The 229-nt window shown below is 53.7% G+C and carries 1 protein-coding gene; it reads left to right on the top strand.

The window, feature by feature from the left end; all coding sequences use genetic code 11:
- Positions 1–229 (top strand): extracellular solute-binding protein (locus tag SB765_RS34510; protein WP_410933142.1); only part of this gene is annotated, 229 nt, incomplete at both ends.

The raw sequence follows: 229 nt of genomic DNA, 5'->3' as shown, positions 1-229 counted from the left end.
CCGCTCAGCAACTTACCGTCTGGGAAGACATTAAAAAATCAGACGGCATCAAAACGGCGATCGCCGATTTTCAGAAACAGTTCGGCGTTGAAGTGAAAGTTCAGGAGATGCCGTTTGCACAGCAGATTGAGAAGCTGCGTCTTGATGGCCCGGCGGGTATTGGCCCGGATGTCCTGGTAATCCCTAATGACCAGCTCGGCAGCGCGGTCGTACAGGGATTACTGGCACC

The sequence above is a fragment of the Pseudomonas sp. SIMBA_067 genome (genome assembly GCF_046534675.1).
In the GTDB taxonomy this organism is placed as follows: Bacteria; Pseudomonadota; Gammaproteobacteria; order Pseudomonadales; family Pseudomonadaceae; genus Aquipseudomonas; species Aquipseudomonas putida.
This window is presented reverse-complemented; position numbering and strand designations above follow the sequence as displayed.